Raw genomic sequence first — 2927 nt, 5'->3', positions numbered from 1 at the left:
CCGCCAGCCCGGGCAGCGGTGCCAGCACCGGGAGCGCCGCCGGCACCGCTCGCCGAGGCACCGGCACCGGCACCGGCCCACCGGACGCGGACGGCACGGGCACGGCAACAGGCCAGCCCGGCTCGACACACGCCCAGCCGAGCCCGACGCCACCACCAGCGCCCGTCACCGCGGCCGAACTCACCGCCGGCTGTACGTTTTAGCGCGCCGGTCAAGTGGCGCGGATCCTATCCACGACCACCCACCCGTACCGGCCATGATCCAGGCGAGTTTGTCGTTGTGTACGCTTTTTTGGCCGCACAAGCGTACACAACGACAAACTCGCGCTGATCTTCTCCGGCGGCCGGCGTCCATCGAGGTGTGCCACCGTTCGCGGGGATACGTATGGTTACCTGGCCGGCGCTCCAGCGGGGCCCGGCGGGCCTGAGCCCAGCTGGATCCGGGCCCGGCGGGCCCGGGCACCATCAGGCCTGATCCCGGGCCCGGTCAGGTCCCGGCCCGGGATCAGGCGCCGGTCGTCCAGGGCCAGGCGTGGCCGCGCAGCCGGCAGGGGCAGGCCGGAGCAGCCGCCAGCCGTCCCGGGACGGGTGCGTGGTGTCTCGTTTCTCTCGTTCGGGCAGGCCGGAGCGTCGGCTGCCGGCTGGCTAGAATCGCTGCGAACCGGGAGCAGTCGGCTCCCGGATCACCAGTGCAGCCAATGCCGTCTGCCATCCGCCGCGTAAGGTGCCGGCACAGTGTGGGCGGGCCGACGGCAGGCCCGCCCGCTTCGGGCACCCGATCCGGCGAGCCACGACTTAAGTGACAATGATGTTACTTATGGTTCTTCCCAGTACCCGGTGGTGAGCTGTCGTTCGCTTCATGGCAACGTCAGAGCTGCCCAAAGCGTCCTAATCAGACAGGGCCACGCTGCCTCGTGGAGACCGACACCGCCACAGAAGTCGCCCCGGCCGAGGAGGACTGAACACGCCGGTGAGTCGCAGACCTGCGCGCCGGCCGGCATTGCCCGCCGAGCTCAACCCACGGCTCCCCCGGAGCACGCGCCGCCACGGGCGCTCACCGCTGCGCGTGCTGTCGGTCGGGGCGGCCACCGCCCTGTCGGTGCTGGTCCTGGCGGTCAGCTCCATCGGATGGGCGGCATACCGCTACTTCAACAGTTCGGTCACCGGAGTCGCCTGGGCGCCCGGCGGCAGCCGGCCGGCCGAACGGCCCGGGGAGATGAACATCCTCCTGCTCGGGGACGACAGCCGGGCGGGCACCAACGGTGAGTACGGCCAGGTCGACGGGGTCCGCTCCGACACCACGATCGTGGCCCACTTCGGGGGGGACAACTCCGTCACCCTGGTCTCCTTCCCCCGGGACACCCTCGTGACGGTCGCTCCCGGCCTGTCGAAGACGCCCCGGGACGGCAAGGACAAGCTGACCAACATCCTGTCCTACGGCGGGGTGGAAGGGCTCACCCGTACGCTGGAGAACCTGACCAGCCTGAAGATCGACCACTTCATCTCGATCGACCTCGCCGGCTTCAAGACCATGACCGACGCGGTCGGCGGGGTGGACGTGTGCGTGGCCCCGCTGCCCGGCGGCGGCACGTCCAACCTGCGCGACAACTACTCGCAGTGGCGGGGGAAGCTCGGCGTCAACCATCTCAACGGCGACCAGGCGCTGGCCTTCGTCCGCACCCGGCACGCGCTGCCGGACGAGACCTACCGGGTCGCCCGCCAGCAGCAGTTCTTGTCGAAGCTGCTGGAGAAGGCGACCAGCGCGGGCGTCCTCACCAACCCGGTACGGATCACTCAGCTGATCGGCGCCGTCGGCGGCTCGCTCAAGGTCGACAACGGCCTCACCGAGAACGGTGCGATGATCAAAATCGCGCAACGGCTCAGTGCGATTACCAGCGGTAAAGTAACATTTGTCACTATACCTACCTTCGTGCCGACGAAGGCGGACGGCGCCATCAACGACAAGGGCGAGATACCCCCACACGGCCAGGTGCTGTTCTACGACCGCGCCGGCCTGGCCTCCCTGCTCGCTCCGCTGCGCCCGACGGCGGACGCCCCGCCGGCCGCCGGCCACGGGGGCGACGACGGGGCCCTCAGCCAGCCCTCGCTCCCGCCGAACCAGGTGAGCATCGCCGAGGTCCGCAACAAGACCGGCCGCTCCGGCCTGGCCGCGCAGACGACCGACGCCCTCAGCGCCCTGGGCTTCGCCGGCTCGATGCGCACGACCACCGGCCCGGCCGGCCAGGTCATGACGGAGATCCGCTACCCCGCCGGGCAGGAGGAAGCCGCGCAGACGCTCAGCCGAATGATCACCGACTCGCGGACCATCGAGGATCCGACGATCAGCCGGGGGCTGGTCGTCGTCCTCGGCGCCTCGTTCACCGGTGTGACCGACACGCTGGACCTGCCGGCCGCGCCCGGCGGCGCGTTGCGCGGGGCGGTGGGAGCCGGCCCGGCCGGTGGCACGACAACGGCCGGCGCGGGGGCGGCACCGAGCGCGCCAGCGCCGACGGCACCGACCGTCGCCCCGGCGAACACATCCTGTACACCGTGAGCAGGCACAGCTCCGCGCGATCGCACTTTTCGTGATCGGCATGCCCGTAGCCGGCATACCACGGCAGCGGCCCGGAACGAGCGCCGGCCGTAGCACCAGGCCACCGGCCGGACCGGCAGCACACCACCGGCCAGACCACCGGGCAGCCGGGCAGCCGGCCGGACCAGCGGTGCTCTAACGTAGGCGTCCCATGAGTACGAGCATCCGATGAGTTCGTCGCCCCTGCCCGCGGGACGCCATCTTGACGGCGTTCTCACCGGTGTCCTGGACGCCGCTGTGGCCGCCGTGCCCGCGCACGCCCTCGGCTCCCCCGCTCGCCCGCCCGGCGCGGCGGCACTGGCCGGCACGCCCCGTGCCGCGGGCACCCCGGGTGC

General features: G+C 71.4%; 1 protein-coding gene and 1 pseudogene. Both read left to right on the top strand.

Going from position 1 to position 2927, the window contains the following annotated elements; translation table 11 throughout:
- Positions 1–203, top strand: a pseudogene (locus tag NBX02_RS04975) (LCP family protein); the annotation flags it as partial.
- 766 nt (positions 204–969) lie between these two features.
- On the top strand, positions 970–2553 hold the full coding sequence (locus NBX02_RS04970; RefSeq protein ID WP_250290181.1) for an LCP family protein: 1584 nt from the start codon (positions 970–972) through the stop codon (positions 2551–2553).
- The last annotated feature ends 374 nt before the right edge of the window (positions 2554–2927 follow it).

This window comes from Protofrankia sp. CiP1_Cm_nod1 (assembly GCF_920888515.1).
Taxonomy (GTDB): Bacteria; Actinomycetota; Actinomycetes; order Frankiales; family Frankiaceae; genus Protofrankia.
Note: the sequence above shows the minus strand (reverse complement) of the source record. Positions and strands in the feature narration are given on the sequence as shown.